Genomic DNA, 19194 nt, shown 5'->3' with positions numbered 1-19194 from the left:
CTGAAGAGGCCGACGCGCGCCGACAGCCCAACGGTGCGCCCGGGTTGTCCTGTTCGGGAGGCCTATGAAGCGTGTTCTGCGAGCGCCCGCCACGATGGTGCGGACGAGGGTCGAGATCACCGGTGTGGTCCAAGGTGTCGGGTTCCGCCCGGCCGTTGCGCGGATTGCCGGCGCGCGCGGTGTGACCGGTTTCGTGTGCAACGACTCCGGCTCGGTGCACTGCGAATTCGAGGGTGCCCAGGCCGACGTGGACGGCGCGGTGCACGATATCCGCCACGCGCCGCCGCCGATGGCCCGCATCGACCGCATCGTGCTGACCGTGCTGGCTCCGACCGGCAGCACCGAGTTCCGCATCGGCGAGAGCACCGGGGTGGGGCGGGGCCGCACCCTGGTGCCACCCGACCTTGCCTGCTGTGCCGATTGCCTGCGCGAGATGCGTGATCCCGCGGACCGGCGCTTCCGGCACCCGTTCATCACGTGCACGAACTGCGGGCCGCGCTACACGGTCATCACCGACCTACCGTACGACCGGCCCGCGACCACGATGGCGCAGTTCGCGATGTGCGCCCGGTGCGCCGTCGAGTACCGGGATCCCACCGACCGACGGTTCCATGCTCAGACGATCTCCTGCCCCGACTGCGGTCCGGTGCTGCGGTGGTCGGGGCAGGGCAGCGACACGGACCCCATCGGCGCGGCCGCCGCGGTGATCGCGGCCGGCGGGATCGTCGCGGTGAAGGGCATCGGCGGCTACCATCTGGCCTGCCTGGCCGACGCAACTGCGGCCGTGGCCGAGCTGCGGCGGCGAAAGTCCCGGCCGGCCAAGCCGTTCGCGGTGATGACCCCCGATCTGGAAGCCGCCCGTGGCATTGCGGAGATCTGCGAGGCGTCGGCGCGGTTGTTGACCTCAGCGGCGGCGCCGATCGTGCTGGTCCCGCGACGCGCAGACGGCGTCTGTTCGGCGGTGGCGCCCGGGCTTCGCGATATCGGGGTGATGATGGCCTACACGCCGATCCATCACCTGCTGTTCCAGCAGTTGGGCGCGACCGCCCTGGTGATGACCTCCGCCAACGCCGGCGGGTCACCGATCGTCTTCCGGGACGGCGACCTGAGCTGGATCGCCGGGCTTGCCGACGGCGTGCTCGGGCACGACCGGGAGATCCACGTTCCGTGCGAGGACTCGGTGCTCACCATCGACGACAGGGGCGCTGCGCTGCCCGTGCGCCGGTCCCGCGGATATGCGCCGCTGCCGGTGCGCGTTCCGGTCGCCGATGGCCCCGTCATCCTGGCGACCGGCGGCGATCTGAAAACGACGTTCTGTCTGCTGGGTTCGGACGGACACGCACACCTGTCGTCACACCTGGGGGATATGGCGGACCCGCGCACCCAGTCCTGCTTCTCGGCGACGCTTGAGCACCTGGCGGGCATGACGGATCGTCGCTTCGAGCGGATCGCCTGTGACATGCACCCGGGATACGCGACCACCCGCTGGGCGCAACGCCGGGGCGGATCGATCAGCCAGGTGCAGCATCATCACGCCCATGCGGTGTCGCTGCTGGCCGAGCACGGCCGTCTCGGCAGCCCGATGGTCGCAGCCACGTACGACGGAACCGGCTACGGCCCGGACGGAACCATCTGGGGCGGTGAAATTCTGGCACTCTCGGGGGGGCGGGGATTCACCCGGGTGGGACATCTGGCGCCTTTCGCGTTGCCCGGCGGGGACGGAGCCGTACTCCAGCCGGCGCGGATCGCGCTGGACCTGCTGCACCGGGCGGGTGTGCGGTGGGAGTCGGACCTGGCTCCCGTTTCGGCGGTGGGGCACCGCGGTCGACACGTGCTGGCCCAGCAGATCCCACGCGGGATCGGTTGCGTCGCGACGACCAGCATGGGCCGGCTGTTCGACGGCGTGTCCAGTCTGCTGGGGGTGTGCCAGCAGGTCAGCTACGAAGGTCAGGCCGCCATCGAACTCGAGCAGGTGGCCCGCGCAGGTGCCACGGCAGCATCGGTGCTGGATTTCGCGGTCAGCGACGGCGTGATGGATCCGGCACCGGTGATCAGCGGACTGGTCGACGGCCTGCGTGCCGGTGTCGCCGTGGCGGAGTTGGCGTGGGCGTTCCACCAGGCCGTGATCAGGGCCACGGTCGACGTTGCTGCCCGCTGCGCCTCGGCGGCCGATATCGCGACCATCGGCCTGACGGGTGGGGTCTTCGTCAATCGCCTTTTGCTCGAAGGCATTCGACATGGATTGGCAGACCGTGGCTTCGACGTGCTCACCCACAGTGTTGTGCCGTGCAACGACGGTGGGTTGGCCCTCGGTCAGGCCGCCGTCGCGGCCGCGGGCCGACGATCCCCGACAGAAGGAAGTGGCATATGTGCCTCGGAATCCCCGGCAAGATAATCGACATCTGGGACGAGTCGGGTACCAGAATGGCCACCGTGGACTTCGGCGGCACCACCAAGAAGGTCTGCCTGGCCTACCTACCCGACCTCGCGATCGGTGAGTACACCATCGTGCACGCCGGATTCGCGCTCAACCGGCTGGACGAGGAATCGGCGAACAACACCCTGAAGATGTTCGCCGACCTCGGCATCCTCGACGAGGAGCTCGGGGGCGTCCAGTCGTCGGCGAGCACCGGGGAACGTCGGGAGCCGGCATGAAATACCTCGACGAATTCCGCGACCCCGCCGCCGCCCGGGTGCTTGTCGAGCACATCAAGAGACGGGCCGGCCGCACCTGGACGATCATGGAAGTGTGCGGGGGCCAGACGCATTCGATCATCCGCAACGGTATCGACCAACTGCTGGGCGACGCCGTGGAATTCGTGCACGGTCCCGGATGCCCGGTGTGCGTCACGCCGCTGGAGATGATCGACCGAGCCCTGGAGATCGCCGGGCGCCAGGACGTCATCTTCTGCTCCTTCGGCGACATGTTGCGCGTACCGGGCAGTCGTGCGGACCTGTTCAGCGTGCGGGCCCGTGGCGGGGACGTGCGGATCGTGTATTCCCCGCTGGACGCCACGCAGATCGCGGCGGAGAACCCGGACAAGGAGGTGGTGTTCTTCGGGGTGGGTTTCGAGACCACCGCCCCGGCCAACGCCATGTCGGTGGTGCATGCCCAACGGCTGGGTCTGAAGAACTTCTCGCTGTTGGTGTCCCACGTGCTGGTGCCGCCGGCGATGACGGCCATCCTGTCCTCGCCGACCAACCGGGTGCAGGGCTTTCTCGGGGCGGGCCACGTCTGCACGGTGATGGGTACCTCCGAATACGGGCCGCTGGTCGAGAAATTCGGCATCCCGATCGTGGTGTCCGGTTTCGAGCCACTCGATCTGCTCGAGGGAGTCCGCCAGCTGATCGACCTGCTCGAAGAGGGCAGGGCCGAGTTGCGCAACGCCTACCCCCGGGCCGTCACCGCGGCCGGGAATCTGGTCGCCCAGCAGACGTTGAACGACGTCTTCGTGGTCACCGACCGGCCGTGGCGCGGTATCGGCATGATCCCGAGATCGGGGTGGACGCTGTCCCCGCGCTACGCCGAGTTCGACGCCGAGAAGAAGTTCGGAGTCGGCCACCTGGAGGTAGCGGAGTCCGCCGAATGCCGCAGCGGTGAGGTGCTGCAGGGTCTCTTGAAACCCAATGAGTGCCCGGCGTTCGGGACGTCCTGCACGCCGCGCACGCCGCTGGGCGCGACGATGGTGTCCAGCGAGGGCGCGTGCGCCGCCTACTATCAGTTCCGCCGGCTCGGTACCGCGGATCTGTCGGCCGCCCATGCGTGAGGAACCCGTCGCCATCGACCCCGAGGACTGGGTGTGTCCGTTGCCGCTGCGTGAGACCACACGCATCGTGGCGGGGCACGGCGGTGGCGGCATCCTGTCCGAGGAACTCATCGAGAACCTGTTCCTGCCCGCATTCGGGGCGCCCCCGGGTTCGGTCGGGCCGTCCCGTGACTCCGCCGTCCTCGAGGTGGCGGCCGGTCGCATCGCGGTCTCGACGGACTCATATGTGGTGGCACCGTTGTTCTTTCCCGGCGGAGACATCGGCGACCTCGCCGTCAACGGCACCATCAACGACCTGGCCATGAGCGGTGCCCAGCCGCTGGGTCTGACGGCCGGTTTCATCCTCGAGGAGGGCCTTGAACTCGAGGTGCTCGCCCGGGTCGCCCAGTCGATGGGCAAGGCGGCCGATGCGGCCGGGGTGCGGATCGTCACCGGGGACACCAAGGTGGTCGGCAAAGGCAGCGCAGACCAGCTCTTCGTCAACACCGCCGGGGTCGGGGTCATCCCGGCCGGGGTGGACATCGGACCCGAGCGGGCGTGCGTCGGTGACGACATCATCGTTTCCGGCGCGATCGGCGAGCACGGGGTGGCGATCATGAGCGTGCGTGCGGGAATCGATTTCGGCACCGTCGTCACCACCGACAGCGCACCGCTGCACCGGTTGGTGGCCGCCATGCTGGCCGCGGACGCGCCGGAGGGCACCATCCACGCGTTGCGCGACCCCACCCGTGGCGGTCTGGTGGCCGCGGTCGTCGAGATCGCGAGGGCGGCGGGGGTCGGAATCCTGCTGGACGAGGGGGCAATCCCGGTGCCGGAAGCCGTCGCGTCGGCGTGCGGGTTCCTGGGACTGGATCCGCTTCAGGTGGCCAACGAGGGCAAGCTGGTGGCGTTCGTGGCCCCGACGGCCACCGAGGCGGTGCTGGCGGCGATGCGCGCCCGGCCCGAGGGCGCCGGTGCCGCGGTCATCGGCCGAGTGGTCGCCGACCACCCGGGCATGGCGGTCGGACGCACGTCCTTCGGCACGACCCGGGTCATCGAACGCGAGCTGGGCGAACAGCTCCCGCGGATCTGCTGACCCGGCGCCGTCAGCGACGCAGTGTCTGCGACGGTGACTCACCCCAGCGCTTGCGGTACTCGCCGCCGAAACTGCCGAGGTGATGAAACCCCCAGCGTTCGGCAACCGAGGTCACCGTGATGCCATCGGCGGGTGTGGCGTCCATGAGTTCCTCATGGACACGCTCCAGGCGCCGTTCGCGCAGGTAGGTCATCGGAGACATGCCGAGCTGCTCGTGAAAACCCTGTTGGACCGCCCGCACACTCATGTGCACGGCCCCGGCCAACGAACTCATCGTGATGCGTTCGGCGAGATGGTCGTCGAGATAGTCGATGGCCGCCTGCACCACCGCTTTGCGCTTGTCCGTGCGCCCCGGCGAGGCGAACTCGTTGTGGTAGTTCGACGGCTGCAGATGCAGCAGACTGCTCATCACCAGTTCCTCGACGGCACCGATACCCTGCCCGCGCCCGACCAGCGAACCGGGGTGGAACACCTCGGTGTGGATGAGCTGTACGGCGGCGTGCCACCGCATCGCCGCCTCGCTGGTGAGGTCGAACTGCGGCTCGAATGCCAGCGCGTGTGCGAGTCTGCGGCCGATGACCCGGGTCAGGTAGGCGGCCATCGCCGGCTCCTCGATCCGGATGATCAGTTGGGGCGAATCCAGGTCCAGGCGCATGATCAGCGGGTGGCCGGGGCTACACACCGCTGAGCAGATGCTGTTCGCCTCGAAGGTGTTGCCGCGGTGACTGACCAGTGCGCAGCCGTTCATCGGCATGTGCACGGCGACATAGTTGCCCACCCGCGGAATATCGATCGTCGCGGGCACGTGCAGGTCGAAGTACAGCATGCTGACATTGCGCAGACGCACCCCGTGCAGACCCGCGGCGAATCCATCGAGGTGCTCATCGGCGACGTGCAGTGTCAACGGGGACAATGCCTGGCCCATCAGGGTGCCGGCCTCACGGATGTTCTCGGTGTAGAAGATCTCGTTGCCGGTCAGCGCCGGCGGCACGCCGCGGGACCGGGTTTTTCGCCGCACCGGGTCCTCGGTGTGGCGGACATCGATGAATCCGAGGCGCTTCAGGCGCGACATCGCGGCCGCCCGGCGCGTGTCGATGCCATAAGCAGAGGCTCACCTAAATGGTTGACGGCCTTCACGCAAGCTCACACCAATCCCGCTGCGCACCAGCGCATTGAAGTGTGCGCAATCCTGACAATAGCTGCGTGATAGCGATAGGCGCAGCCAGTTCGGAGAGCTAGCTTGTGAGGGAGGCCAGCTCGGAGGCACGGAGGCGCAATGGCAGCGAACGGTCAGGTTCTGCAGGTGTCGCCCGCCGATCAGGTCCGCGCCAAGCTGGACGATCCCCGGGTGGCCGCAGCGCTCAACGATCTCCTCGAACACGCTGATCTACTGGCAATCCTGGTGTCCGGCCTCGATGGCTTGGTGCGCCGCAGCGACGAGATCAGCGCCAGTCTGACGTCGGCGATCGGGGATGTCACCGGTGCGGCGAATGCACCGCTGAAATCGGTGGATCTCGCCGGTCTGGCGGACAGTTTCGCCGCGCTGTCGGGAACAATGATCGACGCGGCCCCCGCCCTCAACTCGCTGCTCGGATCGAGTCTCACCGATCCGCAGGCCGCCGAGGTGCTCGCCCAACTCGGCGCGGCACTGGTCGAGGCGAAGACGGCCCACGCGCGCAATCCCGAAGGCCCCAAGGGGTTCTTCGGAATCCTCAAATCGGCGAAGGACCCCGATGTGGCCCGCGGCCTCGGCTTCATGCTGCAGGTCGCCAAGGCTTTCGGCAGGCAACTGGCCACCAGATGACACCCGCACGAACAGGTCCCGGGGTCGGGCATCAGGAGAGGAGCTCACATGGCGTCGGTGCTGTGGTTTCAAGGAGGTGCGTGCAGTGGGAACACCATGTCGTTCCTCAACGCCGACGAACCCAACGTCGTCGACCTGATCATCGACTTCGGGCTCGACCTGATCTGGCATCCTTCCCTCGGTCTGGAGTTGGGAAAGAACGCGCAGAAGGTGTTCCACGACTGCGCGAGCGGTGAACGCCCGCTGGACATCTTCGTCTTCGAGGGCAGCGTCATCGAGGCGCACGGCGGGCGGATGGACATGTTCGCCGACCGCCCGATGAAGGACTGGGTGACCGACCTGGCCGGGGCGGCGCAGATCGTCGTCGCGATCGGTGACTGTGCCTGCTGGGGTGGCATACCCGCGATGGAGCCCAACCCGTCACAGTCCACCGGACTGCAATTCCACAAGCGCGGCAAAGGCGGCTTCCTGGGCCCGGACTTCAAATCGAAGATGGGGTTACCCGTCATCAATATTCCCGGCTGTCCGGCCCACCCGGACTGGATCACCCAGATCCTGGTCGCGTTGGCGACCGGCCGTGCCGGCGACCTGACGCTGGACGAACTGCACAGGCCCGAGACGTTCTTCAAGACGTTCACTCAAACCGGTTGCACCCGTGTGCAATTCTTCGAATACAAACAGTCGACGATGTCATTCGGCGAAGGAACCCGCACCGGATGCCTGTTCTACGAATTCGGCTGCCGCGGGCCGATGACCCATTCCCCGTGCAACCGGATCCTGTGGAACCGCCAATCGTCCAAGACCCGGGCCGGAATGCCCTGTCTGGGCTGCACCGAGCCGGAATTCCCGCACTTCGATCTCGCGCCGGGCACCGTGTTCAAGACGCAGAAGGTCAGCGGGGTCATCCCCAAGGAGGTGCCGGAGGGCACCGATCACCTGACCTACATGGCGCATGCCGCGGCGGCCCGCATCGCCGCGCCGCAGTGGTCCAAGGAAGACATGTTCGTGGTCTGACGGCGGCGTGCTGCCGCCCAGTCCGACACCACCGGAGTTCATGGAAGGACCACACCACAATGACCGCACTGGATCTTTACGTCAGCCCGCTCGGCAGAGTCGAGGGCGATCTGGACGTCCGGGTCACCGTCGAGGACGGCGTCGTCACCTCGGCCTGGACCGAGGCCGCGATGTTCCGTGGTTTCGAGATCATCCTGCGCGGCAAGGATCCTCAGGCCGGGCTCGTCGTCTGTCCGCGAATCTGCGGGATCTGCGGGGGCAGCCATCTGTACAAATCCGCGTACGCGCTCGATACGGCATGGCGCACGCATATGCCGACCAACGCGACGCTGGTCCGCAATATCTGCCAGGCCGCCGAGACCTTGCAGTCGATCCCGCGATACTTTTATGCGCTGTTCGCGATAGATCTGACCAACAAGAACTATGCGAAATCGCCGTTGTATGACGAGGCGGTGCGCCGCTTCGCGCCCTATGTGGGTACGAGCTACCAACCGGGCGTGGTGCTTTCCGGAAAACCGGTCGAGGTGTACGCGATCTTCGGCGGACAGTGGCCGCATTCGAGCTTCATGGTGCCCGGTGGCGTGATGTGCGCGCCCACCCTCTCCGACGTCACCCGCTCGATCGCGATCCTCGAACACTGGAAAGACGCCTGGCTGGAAGGGCAGTGGCTGGGCTGCAGCGTCGATCGCTGGCTGGAGATCAAGACCTGGGAGGACATGCTCGCCTGGGTCGACGAGAACGAGTCGCAGCACAACAGCGACTGCGGGTTCTTCATCCGGTATTGCCTGGACGTCGGACTCGACAAATACGGCCAAGGCGTGGGCAATTACCTGGCCACCGGAACCTATTTCGATCCTGCGCGTTATGAGAACCCGACGATCGACGGCCGCAACGATGCGCTCATCGGCCGCTCCGGCATCTACGCCGCAGGTGACTGGCATCCCTTCGACCAGGCCAAGGTCCGCGAAGACGTGACGCATTCCTTCTACGAGGGCAGTCGACCACTGCATCCGTTCGAGGGGGAGACCATCCCGATCGATCCCGAGGCGGGCCGCGGCCAGGGCAAGTACAGCTGGGCCAAGTCACCGCGCTACGACATCGGTGGCGGACTCGGCAACATCCCGCTGGAGGCCGGCCCGCTGGCCAGGCGGATGGCCGCGGGCGGGCCGAATGCGTTGGGACACCAGGACAACGACCCACTGTTCCCCAATCTGTACAACTCGATAGGTCCGAGCGTTTTCGTCCGCCAGATGGCGCGCATGCACGAAGCGCCCAAGTACTACAGATGGGCCCGGCAGTGGCTCGACGATATCGATCTGAAGGAGAGCTTCTACACCAAGCCCACCGAGTACGCCGAGGGCAGAGGTTTCGGCGCCACCGAGGCGGCCCGTGGAGCGCTGGCCGACTGGATCGTCATCGAGGACTCCAAGATCAAGAACTATCAGGTGGTGACCCCGACGGCGTGGAACATCGGCCCCCGGGACAGTGCGGAGGTCCTCGGCCCGATCGAACAGGCGTTGGTCGGTTCACCGATCCGCGATGTCGAAGACCCGGTCGAACTCGGGCACGTGGCCCGCAGTTTCGACTCGTGTCTGGTGTGCACCGTGCACGCCTACGACGGGAAGACGGGCAAAGAGATGTCGAAATTCGTGATCAACGGGATGGTGTGATCCTGACGGCTACCGAACCGGACAGCGGGGTCATCGACCTGCAACCGCCGGGCTGCGAGGTACTCGTGGTCGGCTGCGGCAACCTGCTGCGCGGTGACGACGGTGTCGGACCCGTTCTGGTGCGCCATCTCTGGGAGCTGGGCGTGCCGGATGGCGCACAGATCGTCGATGGCGGGACCGCGGGTATGGATACCGCGTTCCGGATGCGGGGCGCGGGGCGGGTCGTCATCGTCGATGCCGCGGCGACCGGCGCGACGCCCGGCACGGTCTACCGGGTGCCCGGCGAGGAGTTCGCCGAACTGCCGCCCCTGCAAGGGCTGCACACCCATTCGTTCCGGTGGGATCACGCCATCGCATTCGCCCGCTGGGCGTTGGGCGAGGCCTGCCCGGACGACATCACGGTGTTCCTCATCGAGGTGTCAGGAATCGACTACGGGGCGGACCTGTCCGGGCCCGTGCAGGCCGGGATGCACACCGTCATCGATGTCATCGAGCGGGAGTTCCTGCACGCGCTGCGCCCCACGGCGGCCGCCGAGGTGACCGTCGAGTTCACCGCCGACGGGTACGTTCGTCTCGACGCGGCCCTGGCCGGGAGCAGGTTCCCCTCCGACGCGGTGGCGGCGGTGGTACGCGATGACGATTTCTGGCTCATTCCGCTGCGCGGCCCGCGCAGCGGCGGGCTGCTTCTCAAACAGCGCAACCCGGCGGGGGATCGCAGCGCACTCATTCACGAGGTGCTCTACGGCCGTATCCCGGTGGGTGTGCGACCCGCCTTCTGGGATGAGGAGCAGCGGGCGTTGCGGATTCCCCTCGAGCCGACCACGTGATGACCGTCATGAGTTCAGCCGATGAGGCGTACGCCGTCTGGACCGTGGTGGTCGAGGAGCGCGGCCAGTTCGCCGTCGACATCGTGGTGGTGTTCGCCGACGGCGTGGTACGCAAGCGCATCAACACCCACCGCACCCGTCGGCGGGCCGAACTCGCGGCCGGGCTGATCCGGAGGGCCGCCGAGCGTGACCTCAAAGAACCCGGGAACGGGTGACATCGATGGGAGGGCCGTGACCGACACCGTGATCGCCGAGACCTCGGCGCAACTCGCCGTCCGGCCGCAACCGCTCGGCGCGTTCGCTCTGCCGCTGGGTTACCTGCTGATCCCCGCCGGTGACGACACCGAGCCGGCGCGTGCGGCGCTGCTCGCGGGCTGCCTGCCCGAGGTCTGGCCTGCCCGGCTCGACGCGCACCGGCATGCGCTGGCCGGTGACCGCGGCAGTGCGCTGGCCGCGCTGGACGGCACCGATCCGGTGACCCGCTACAACCGCTTCGTGCTGGACCCAGACCTCGAGGACATCGGCAGTCTGCGGTCGGTGCTCGGCGAATTCGCCCCGCTACTGGACGTGGTCGCGTTCGCATTGGGCCGTATCGACGAACCGCCCGAGCTCGGTGGGGCCGACGGCGAGCTGGCGGCCGTCGTGCTTGCCGCGCGCGCCAGCCACCTGATCGCCCACGATCCGGCGGCGGCCATCGCCACCCTCGATGCGGCCGTCGACTGTGCCAGGACCGTGTCCCGGCCGCTTGCCGGGGTCCTGATCGGTGCGTCGGCGTCGGTCTGCCTGGCTGCCGATGACCCGGGGGAGGCACATGAGCGCATGGAGAAGGCGCTGCGGCTGCTCGACGATGCCGATGGCCTGCGCGTGGAACGCGCCGAGTTGCATCTGAACGCCGCTGGTGTGATGCACGATCAGGCCCAGCACAACCCGGGGCTGATCGTGGCGGCCGTTCCGCATTATCACTCGGCGCTGCAACTGATACGGCGCGAGGACGCACCGCTGCTGTGGGCCGCGGCCCACGCCGACCTTGCCGCGGCTTACCTGACGATGCCGATGGTCGAGGCTTCCAGTCAGCTGCGGCTCGGGGTGGCCGCCCAGTCGTTGCGGTCCGCGCTGACCGTGTACACCCGCGAGGACCATCCCGAGCATTGGGCGAGTGTGCAACTCAACCTGGCCAATTCGCTGGTGTACACACCGTCGAAACACCAGGCCGACAACCTCGTCGAGGCGGTCGAACTCTACGAGGCGGTGCTCGATGCCAGAGACCGGCACACCGACCCGCTCGGGCGGGCGCGGGTCCTGGCCAACCAGGGCAATGCGCTCGCCCACCTGGGTATTTTCACCGAAGCCAGGGCCAAGCTCTACGAGGCGCGGTCACTGTTCGAGGAGTTGGGCGACGAGGTCTCGATGCGTGCGGTGCGCGGCATCCTCGATGAGGTGGCCCGCCAGATCACACTGAATCGCACCGAGGCGGCACCCAGATGACCACCGCCGCAACACAATCACCCGCCGGCAATGTCGATGAGCCGGAATTCGAGACACTCGCGCGGCGAGTCGACGAGGCAATGCGGGCGCTGGCGGGGCTGGACCCGGCGGCGCGCGCCGTCGCCGAGGAGGTCAAGGCGTCGGTCGAGGCGATTCACCGGGCCGGTCTGGTCAGCATCGTGCGCAGACTCAAGGCCGACGAGGCGACCCGGGAGGCGTTGTTCGAGTTGGTCGACGATCCGGTGGTGCACCTGCTGCTGTCGATCCACGAGATCGTGCGGCCCGACCCGATGACACTGGCGAATCGTGCGCTGGCACAGGTGCGCCCGCAGTTGCAAAGCCACGGCGGAGATGTCGCCCTGGTGCGCATCGAGGACGGTACCGCGTTCGTGCGGCTCGACGGTGCGTGCAACGGCTGCTCGATGTCTTCCGCCACGCTGCGCAACCTGGTCGAGGCAGCGCTCACCGAAGGCGTCCCCGGCGTGAATGTGGTCGAAGTGCTGCCGCCCGAAGCGTCGCCGACCCTGATAGCGGTGGAGTCCTTGACCATCGGCCTGAATCCGGCGAACGACGGTTGGGCGCGGGTCGGCCCGATCGCCGAGGTGCCCGACGGGAACATCACCACGACCAGCCTGACGGTTGATTCCGGCGCCGCCGCGGAGGTCGTGATCGTCAACCTGGCGAACAGAATGACGGCGTACCGCAACGAATGTGCCCATGAGGCACTGCCATTGGACAACGCGTTGCTCGATGTCGGCAACGGGACGCTCACCTGTCCCTGGCACGGCTTCTGCTACGACGCGGCCTCGGGCGAGTGCTTGACCGCGCCCGGGGCGCAGTTGGAACAGCTGCCGCTGCGCGTCGACCACGGCGAGGTGTGGGTACGGATCGGGCGGGGATGAGTTGACACCGTGAGCCGCTACACCGTGCGCATGAACGTCAACCGAGGACCGGAACGCCGTGACGTGGCCCCCGAGGTGGATCTGCGCGGCGGTTGGTATCCCGAGGTGTGGCTGGGCGCGCCGGCACCGGGCGGACTCGCGTTGCCGCCGGCCAGCCCGTCGATGTCCTGGATGTACTCGCCGCGTGGGGTTTTCCTCGGCGACGACCAGCTCGTGGTGGCCGATTCCGGCAATCACCGGGTGCTGATCTGGCACGGCATTCCCGCCGACGACGAACAACCCGCCGATGTGGTTCTGGGTCAGGCCGACGGTACGACCGAGGGGCGGGCGGCGAACGGACGCGGACCCGAACGCGGGATGAATCTGCCGACCGGAGTGCTGGTACACGAGGGTCGATTGATCGTTGCGGACGCCTGGCACCACCGCATCCTGGTGTGGGACGAGGTCCCGTTGCTCAGCGATACGCCGCCGGATCACATTCTTGGGCAGAGTGATTCGTCGTGCGTCACCGCGAATCGCGGCGATCGCTGCTCGGCGTCGAGCCTCTACTGGCCCTTCGGCATCGCCGTGGTCGGGTCCCGGTTCTGGGTCGCCGACACCGGTAACCGCCGGGTGCTCGGCTGGGATGGCGGCATCCCCGACCCTGGACGACCGGCCGATATCGTGCTCGGTCAACCCGACGGCACCCACCGCGAGGAGAACCGGGGCGGCCCGGCCGGGCCGGCCAGTTTCCGCTGGCCGCACGATATCGCCGGCCACGATGATCTGCTGCTGGTCGCCGATGCCGGCGACCATCGGATACTGGGTTGGTCCCCGCACCCCGCCGCCGATCAACCCGCGGATCTGGTCCTCGGCCAGCCGGACTTCGCCAGCGCGGCCGAATGGCCGTACGGACCGCACACCGGTGACCGGTTCCGCTTCCCGTACGCGCTCGGCCTGGATGGCGAGCGGTTGGTGATCGCCGACACCGCGAACAACCGGATCCTGGTGTGGGAGGGTGTCCCCGGGGATGGTCGCGGGGCCGATCATGTGCTGGCCCAGCCGGATTTCGCCTCGAACGGGGAGAACCGGTGGACGTCGGTGCAGTCGGACACCCTGTGCTGGCCGTACGGGATCTCGTTGCGGGGCGACCGGTTTGCGGTGGCGGACTCCGGCAACAATCGCGTGATGATCTGGCGTCGCTCGTGAGGCCCCGGATCGTCCAGGACGAAGGTCAGTTGGGCTTCTACTGGACCACGGCGTGCGGATCGCCGACGTCGTTGCCGGCCCTGATCGCCGCCGACGACGAGCCGGACCGGTTGGTGGCCACCCACCTGGAGGCGATCGACGACGCGCTGATCATCGCCGCGGGACGTCTCGGTGAGGTTCTCGGCGGCGGGCGCGGCCCGACCCGTGGTGAGCGCGATGACCTGCGCACCCTGCATCGCACGCTCGACAGGCTCTGCCACGAGTACGCGGCAGCGCTGGACGCGCTGGGGCTCGGCGCGGATCTGCGCGCGGGCAAGATCATCGGTACCGCGGCGCTGTTCTCCATCCTGGCCCGTGAGCCGCTCGGACTACTGGGCCCCGCACCGCTGGACGGCGAGCTCGACGAGCCGGCAATCGGTGTCATCGCGGGGTTCGGCGAGCTGGCCCAGCTCGATCCGGGGCGGCCGTGGAAGGGGGCTCGTTGGATCGTGAGAACCGAAGCGGGACAGCGCTATCCCTTGACGTTGTCGATGATGATGTTCGACAGTTCCGGGGTGGACAAGCAAGCATCGCGCAAAGAACACCTGGAAGCGCTGCGGACCGTGGTGGACGCGGCCGGGGCCGCCGATGCGGACCCGATGGCCGTGACCTGTGCGCTGGACTGGCTGCTGTACGACTGGCTGATGGCGCACCGTGACGGTCCGGACAGTGCCGAGGTGGTCTTTCCCAACGGCCACGAGTCGGATGCGGGGCTGATCGTCGCGGCAGCAGCGGCATCGGTCGCGGCCAGAGCGACATTCGATCCCGGGTTGCTCGCCTGCTAGACCCCGACCAGCTCCGGGTGGAACTTGGTCACCATCCGGCGGATGCCGTCGCGCCAGTCCACCGAGGTGCCGCCTACCAGTTCGTGCATCCGCGTGGTGTCGGTCGGGCCGCCGCGCAGCGCCTGCGCGCTCTCCTCGAACACCGGTTCGCGGCCGACGAGTTCACCGATGTAGCCACACCACTGCTGCAGACTCACCGTCTGGTCGCCGCACCAGTTGACCGTCGTCGCCGGCACCGATGCGGCCGCCAGCACCTTGGGCAGCATCGCGATGATGTCGTCCTCGTGGATGGGGTTGTAGCGGGCCGGTCCGCCCGGCGGGACGGGGATCGGCACGCCCGCGCGGATCATCTCCATCTGATAGAACGGCCAGCCCCCGTTGTCGCCGTAGGGCACGTTGAGCCGGGCGATGACCGTCGGCACGCCGAGCGCGCGGGCCATCGTGCGGGCCACCACCTCGCCGGCGATCTTGGAGATCGAGTACGTCGGGAACAGTGACTTGTGGTTGTCACCCAGTGCCGCCGACTCGGTGCGGGGTTCGTCGTCCGGCGGGTCGTACACCGCGGCCGACGAACAGTGCAGGAAGGCCTTCGCGTCGGCACAGTGCGCCATCAGCAGTCCCACCGATTCCGCGTTGGCACCCAGGTCCTTGTCCCAGCGCCCACTCTTGGCGACCGCGAGGTTGAGGACGTAGTCGAAATCCGAGGGGAGGCCGCTGAAATCCCCGGCGGCCAGATTGACCTTCTCGCAGCGAACGCCGGCGTCCTCCAGCTTCTGCCGCGCCACGACATCGGTGAAGCGGGCGATGCCCCACACCTCGTTCTCGGCGGCCAGCGACACCGCCAGCGGCGCCGCGACCTGTCCGGTCGGGCCGGTGATGAGGATCTTTGCGCCACGCATGGCCGCATGCTACTCGGCGCGCAGCACCAATCCGTCGCCTTTGGCGCCGCTGAGCGTCAGCTGGTCGGCGTCGATCTCGACCTGGACCGGTCCGTCGAGCACGCCGACGATCGCCCGTTCGATATCGCCCGGTTCGCCGGGGCATCCCGGGCCGGCGACCTGCACGGTGGCGAAGGTGACGGTGGGCGCCGCGACGTCGGCGCGGCCGTAGAAAGTGTTGCACCCCGTCCACCCGGTCACGCTCTGGTCGGCGTTGATCGTCAGCGTCGGGCGGGCCTGCTCCAGGGCGACCGAGGTCATCGCGGACTGGCCGGAGACCAGGGACTGCACCCGCCAGATGGTGCCGACCAGTGGCCGGTCCGGGTCGACGGCCTCCTTGTCGCGCAGGGTGACGGTGGTGGTAGCGGTGCTCAGCGTGAGGGTGTCGGCCGTCAGCGTCCAGGCCGGCCGAGCCTGCAGGAAATGCGTCATCCAGGTATCCGCGTCAGCGAACGGCGGCGGACAGGCCATCATCGTGGTGGCCAATTCCCCGATGCCGAGCTGCCCGCCGGACAGGTCGGTCGGCGCGGTGGCGCGGTTGCACCCGGCGAACGCCGACACCCGGCCGTCGGCGAATTCCAGCGTCAACGGTCCGCCGCCGGGGATCTGCTCACCCACCACGCCCACCGACACGAACGTGCGGTCCCCGGGAGTGGACTCGTCGTCGGCGGCGGCCGGGCCGGCGCACCCGGCCAGGGCCAGGGCCACGAGCGGGAGCCGAACAAGACGCATGTGCTCACGGTACCGACCCACCGGCGCAGTAGGCTTCCGATCATGCGAGTTGCAGTGTTGGGCGCCAAGGGCAAAGTCGGCGCCACCATGGTCGATGCCGTTCGCGATGCCGCCGACCTCGAGCTGTCCGCCGAGATCGACGCCGGTGACCCGCTCACCGTGCTCACCGACAGTGGTACCGAGGCGGTCATCGACTTCACCCACCCTGATGTTGTGATGGACAACCTGAAATTCCTGATCGACAACGGTATTCACGCCGTGGTGGGTACCACCGGTTTCACCGACGCGCGGATCGCCCAAGTCGAGCAGTGGTTGTCCGCCCGCCCGGATGCCGCGGTGCTGATCGCGCCGAACTTCGCCATCGGTGCCGTGCTCACCATGCACTTCGCCAGGCAGGCCGCCCGGCACTTCGAATCCGTCGAGGTGATCGAGCTGCACCACCCGCACAAGGCGGACGCCCCGTCGGGCACCGCCGTGCGCACCGCCCGGCTGATCGCGGAAGCCCGAAAAGGTATGCCGCCCAACCCGGATGCCACCAGTACCGGGATCGAGGGCGCCCGCGGCGCGGATGTCGACGGTGTCCCGGTGCACTCCATCAGGCTGGCCGGGCTGGTCGCGCACCAGGAGGTGCTGTTCGGCACTCAGGGGGAGACCTTGACCATCCGACACGACAGCCTGGACCGCACGTCATTCGTCCCCGGCGTGCTGCTCGGGGTGCGCAAGGTCGGCCAGCGTCCCGGTCTCACCGTCGGGATTGAGCCGCTGCTCGACCTGTCATGACCGACGGCGCGCGCGCACTGCGCATCCAGCTGCTGATCGGCTTCATGTGCGTTGCGCTGGTGGTCTACTTCCTGATGCTGGGCCGAACGGCGCTGGCGTTCATCGCCTCCGGCGAGGCGGCCGCGATCGGTCTCGGTGTGGCGCTGCTGGCACTGCCGATCGTCGGCCTGTGGGCCATGCTGGCCACGTTGCGGGCGGGGCTGGCGCATCAGCGGCTGGTCCGGCTGGCCCGGGAGGCGGGCATGGATCTGGACGTCGGTGCGCTGCCGCGCCGGCCGTCGGGGCGGATCGAGCGCCCCGCCGCGGACGCGCTGTTCGAGAAGACCCGCGACGAGCTGGAAGCCGACCGGGACAACTGGGTGCGCTGGTACCGGCTGGCGCGGGCCTACGACTACGCCGGTGACCGCGGCCGGGCGCGCGAGACGATGCGCACCGCCGTCGAGATGGAACGCGCGGGCCGACGGTGAAGCTGCTCGTCGTGCACCACACCCCGTCGCCGCACTGTCAGGAGATGTTCGAGGCCGTCATCGCCGGGGCCACCGATCCCGATATCGAGGGGGTACAGGTCATCCGCCGGCCCGCCCTGACCGTGTCGCCGGCCGAGATGCTGGACGCCGACGGCTATCTGCTGGGCTCCCCGGCCAACCTCGGCTACATCTCGGGCGCGCTCAAGCACGCCTTCGACGGTGCCTACTATCAGCTGCTCGACAGCACCCGGGGCCGGCCGTTCGGGCTGTACCTGCATGGCAACGAGGGCACCGAAGGCGCCGAACGGGCGGTTGACGGCATCACCGCCGGGCTGGGGTGGATCAAGGCCGCACGGTACGTGGTGGTCTCCGGCAAACCCGCCAAGACGGATCTGGAAGCGTGCTGGAATCTGGGCGCGACGCTCGCCGCGCAGTTGATGGGTTGACGAAGGAGTAGACATGCCTGGAATCGCCGAACTCGCTCTCGGTGCCGCCCCGATCGCCGGCGGCGCGCTGCTGGGCCTGGCGGCCGGCGCGTTCAAGGGCCCGGACATCCGCGGCGCGATCGCGGCCGATATGGAACTGCTGGAAAAGCTTCCCCCCGAACAGGTCGAGCGGCGTGCGGCACTGCAGCGGTCCATCGATCTGCGCATCGACGACATCGTCGCGGCCGTGGACAAGAACCGCGAAATCCGGGAGATGGCCGCCTCCTACACCGGCAACTGGCGCGACATCGTGGTGTTCATCTGCACCGTGCTGTTCGCGATCGTGTGGTGGAACGTCAGCCACTCCCGCAGCAACTGGCTGGTGATGTTCATCCTGCTGATCGTGCTGTCGATCGTGGCCGCGGTGTACGCCTCCCGCGGCATCTTCCGGGCATTCGCCACCTTCCTGCACTCGCGGCGGCGCAGCGAATGACTCACCTCAGCGTGCTGCCGAACACCTGCGCCATCGCCTCCCAGTGCTGGCGGGCCGCCGCCTCGTCATAGGGCAGGTTGTCCGGCACCGCGAAACCGTGTGCGGCCGAGTAGAACTCGATGGTGTGATCGACCCCGGCCGCGGTCAGCGCCGCCTCCAGGATCAGCGAGTCCGCCACGGTGAACGAGGCATCGTCGCGGGCGCCACCCACGTACACCCGGGCCGTGATCTGCTCGGCCAGCAGGTGCGGACTGCCCGGATCGTCGGCGGCCAACCCGCCGCCGTGAAACGACATCGCCGCGGCCACCCGGTCGGGGACCCGGCCCGCGACGATGAGCGAGGTCCGTCCGCCCATGCAGTACCCGGTGGTGCCGAAGGTGTCACCGCGCACGTCGGGACGGGCCTGCAGATAGTCGAAGAAGGCGGCCGCGTCGGTGGCCATGATCTCGGGTGTGACCTTGGCGATCATCCCGAACAGCCGTTTGCGCTCGTCCTCGTCGCCGAAGACCGAACCCATATCGAACGGGGTCCACCCGGCCTCGCGGTAGTAGACGTCGGGAACCAGCACCACATAGCCGTACCCGGCGAGCTGAGCGGCCATCTGGTCGAAGGTCGCCCGGACCCCGCCGGCGTCGGGGTACATCACCACACCGGGCCACGGGCCATCCCCGTCGGGAGTCGCCACGGTGACCCGGCAGGTGCCGTCGGCGGTGGTGATGGTGTCGTGGTTGATCGGCATGGCCAGAATTCTCCCGTCGCGTCGCTCGCCCTTAACGTTGTACTCCACCCGGCTCGACGTAAGC

At 68.1% G+C, this 19194-nt stretch carries 21 protein-coding genes; 17 read left to right on the top strand and 4 right to left on the bottom strand.

The features are described from left to right. Positions 1-64 precede the first annotated feature (64 nt). Genes hypF through hypE form a run of 4 tightly spaced genes read left to right on the top strand, consistent with a single transcriptional unit; the run spans position 65 to position 4842 of the window. Positions 65-2395, top strand: a complete 2331-nt coding sequence (gene hypF / locus A7U43_RS19100) for a carbamoyltransferase HypF (protein ID WP_231963354.1) — start codon at positions 65-67, stop codon at positions 2393-2395. Beyond that, positions 2368-2655: a HypC/HybG/HupF family hydrogenase formation chaperone gene (locus A7U43_RS19095; RefSeq protein WP_067998413.1), complete on the top strand. Its 288-nt coding sequence runs from the start codon at positions 2368-2370 to the stop codon at positions 2653-2655. The genes hypF and A7U43_RS19095 overlap by 28 nt, the downstream gene beginning before the upstream one ends. Then, a complete protein-coding gene (hypD, locus tag A7U43_RS19090; protein ID WP_067998411.1) occupies positions 2652-3767 on the top strand; it encodes a hydrogenase formation protein HypD in 1116 nt (371 codons plus the stop codon). Before A7U43_RS19095 ends, hypD begins: the two co-directional genes overlap by 4 nt. Continuing rightward, positions 3760-4842 (top strand): hydrogenase expression/formation protein HypE, encoded by a 1083-nt coding sequence (gene hypE / locus A7U43_RS19085; protein ID WP_067998409.1) that lies wholly within the window; start codon positions 3760-3762, stop codon positions 4840-4842. Before hypD ends, hypE begins: the two co-directional genes overlap by 8 nt. A 10-nt stretch (positions 4843-4852) precedes the next feature. Here hypE and A7U43_RS19080 read toward each other — a convergent pair whose 3' ends face one another. Further along, positions 4853-5914 carry an AraC family transcriptional regulator gene (locus A7U43_RS19080; protein ID WP_067998407.1) on the bottom strand — a complete coding sequence of 354 codons (1062 nt, stop codon included), beginning with the start codon at positions 5912-5914 and terminating at the stop codon, positions 4853-4855. A 204-nt stretch (positions 5915-6118) separates the two neighbouring features. Here A7U43_RS19080 and A7U43_RS19075 point away from each other — a divergent pair, with 204 nt between their 5' ends. The 9 genes from A7U43_RS19075 to A7U43_RS19035 all read left to right on the top strand — a co-directional run bounded on the left by A7U43_RS19075 (position 6119) and on the right by A7U43_RS19035 (position 14556). Further along, entirely contained in the window at positions 6119-6646 is a 528-nt protein-coding gene (locus A7U43_RS19075; RefSeq protein ID WP_067998405.1) for a DUF1641 domain-containing protein, read from the top strand. A 48-nt stretch (positions 6647-6694) separates the two neighbouring features. After that, positions 6695-7660, top strand: coding sequence for an NADH-quinone oxidoreductase subunit B family protein (locus tag A7U43_RS19070; protein ID WP_067998403.1), 966 nt, complete (start codon positions 6695-6697; stop codon positions 7658-7660). Positions 7661-7719: 59 nt separating this feature from the next. Further along, entirely contained in the window at positions 7720-9330 is a 1611-nt protein-coding gene (locus A7U43_RS19065; protein ID WP_067998402.1) for a nickel-dependent hydrogenase large subunit, read from the top strand. A 65-nt stretch (positions 9331-9395) separates the two neighbouring features. Beyond that, positions 9396-10157, top strand: coding sequence for a hydrogenase maturation protease (locus tag A7U43_RS19060; RefSeq protein ID WP_068003169.1), 762 nt, complete (start codon positions 9396-9398; stop codon positions 10155-10157). An 8-nt stretch (positions 10158-10165) separates the two neighbouring features. Continuing rightward, on the top strand, positions 10166-10372 hold the full coding sequence (locus A7U43_RS19055; protein ID WP_231963352.1) for a hypothetical protein: 207 nt from the start codon (positions 10166-10168) through the stop codon (positions 10370-10372). Between the two features lie 16 nt (positions 10373-10388). Next, entirely contained in the window at positions 10389-11642 is a 1254-nt protein-coding gene (locus A7U43_RS19050) for a tetratricopeptide repeat protein (protein WP_067998397.1), read from the top strand. Continuing rightward, on the top strand, positions 11639-12544 hold the full coding sequence (locus A7U43_RS19045; protein ID WP_067998395.1) for a NifU family protein: 906 nt from the start codon (positions 11639-11641) through the stop codon (positions 12542-12544). The genes A7U43_RS19050 and A7U43_RS19045 overlap by 4 nt, the downstream gene beginning before the upstream one ends. A 30-nt stretch (positions 12545-12574) precedes the next feature. Beyond that, positions 12575-13732: an NHL repeat-containing protein gene (locus tag A7U43_RS19040; protein WP_068003167.1), complete on the top strand. Its 1158-nt coding sequence runs from the start codon at positions 12575-12577 to the stop codon at positions 13730-13732. After that, entirely contained in the window at positions 13729-14556 is an 828-nt protein-coding gene (locus tag A7U43_RS19035; RefSeq protein WP_067998393.1) for a hypothetical protein, read from the top strand. Before A7U43_RS19040 ends, A7U43_RS19035 begins: the two co-directional genes overlap by 4 nt. Here the strand turns inward: A7U43_RS19035 and A7U43_RS19030 are convergent. Beyond that, positions 14553-15455, bottom strand: coding sequence for an NAD-dependent epimerase/dehydratase family protein (locus A7U43_RS19030; RefSeq protein ID WP_067998391.1), 903 nt, complete (start codon positions 15453-15455; stop codon positions 14553-14555). The genes A7U43_RS19035 and A7U43_RS19030 overlap by 4 nt on opposite strands. A gap of 9 nt (positions 15456-15464) precedes the next feature. Next, positions 15465-16226 (bottom strand): META domain-containing protein, encoded by a 762-nt coding sequence (locus A7U43_RS19025; protein WP_067998389.1) that lies wholly within the window; start codon positions 16224-16226, stop codon positions 15465-15467. A gap of 42 nt (positions 16227-16268) precedes the next feature. Here A7U43_RS19025 and dapB point away from each other — a divergent pair, with 42 nt between their 5' ends. Genes dapB through A7U43_RS19005 form a run of 4 tightly spaced genes read left to right on the top strand, consistent with a single transcriptional unit; the run spans position 16269 to position 18391 of the window. Then, the gene (dapB, locus tag A7U43_RS19020) at positions 16269-17006 is read left to right on the top strand and encodes a 4-hydroxy-tetrahydrodipicolinate reductase (RefSeq protein WP_067998387.1); all 738 of its coding nucleotides are present in this window, start codon (positions 16269-16271) and stop codon (positions 17004-17006) included. Continuing rightward, positions 17003-17473 (top strand): hypothetical protein, encoded by a 471-nt coding sequence (locus tag A7U43_RS19015; RefSeq protein WP_067998385.1) that lies wholly within the window; start codon positions 17003-17005, stop codon positions 17471-17473. The genes dapB and A7U43_RS19015 overlap by 4 nt, the downstream gene beginning before the upstream one ends. Positions 17474-17517: 44 nt before the next feature. After that, positions 17518-17919, top strand: coding sequence for a flavodoxin family protein (locus A7U43_RS19010; RefSeq protein WP_068003163.1), 402 nt, complete (start codon positions 17518-17520; stop codon positions 17917-17919). Positions 17920-17932: 13 nt separating this feature from the next. Then, a complete protein-coding gene (locus A7U43_RS19005) occupies positions 17933-18391 on the top strand; it encodes a hypothetical protein (RefSeq protein WP_067998384.1) in 459 nt (152 codons plus the stop codon). Position 18392: 1 nt separating this feature from the next. Here the strand turns inward: A7U43_RS19005 and A7U43_RS19000 are convergent, their stop codons facing one another. Then, positions 18393-19130: a dienelactone hydrolase family protein gene (locus tag A7U43_RS19000; RefSeq protein ID WP_067998382.1), complete on the bottom strand. Its 738-nt coding sequence runs from the start codon at positions 19128-19130 to the stop codon at positions 18393-18395. Between the last annotated feature and the right edge of the window lie 64 nt (positions 19131-19194).

The organism is Mycobacterium adipatum, from assembly GCF_001644575.1.
Lineage (GTDB): Bacteria > Actinomycetota > Actinomycetes > Mycobacteriales > Mycobacteriaceae > Mycobacterium > Mycobacterium adipatum.
Note: the sequence above shows the minus strand (reverse complement) of the source record. Positions and strands in the feature narration are given on the sequence as shown.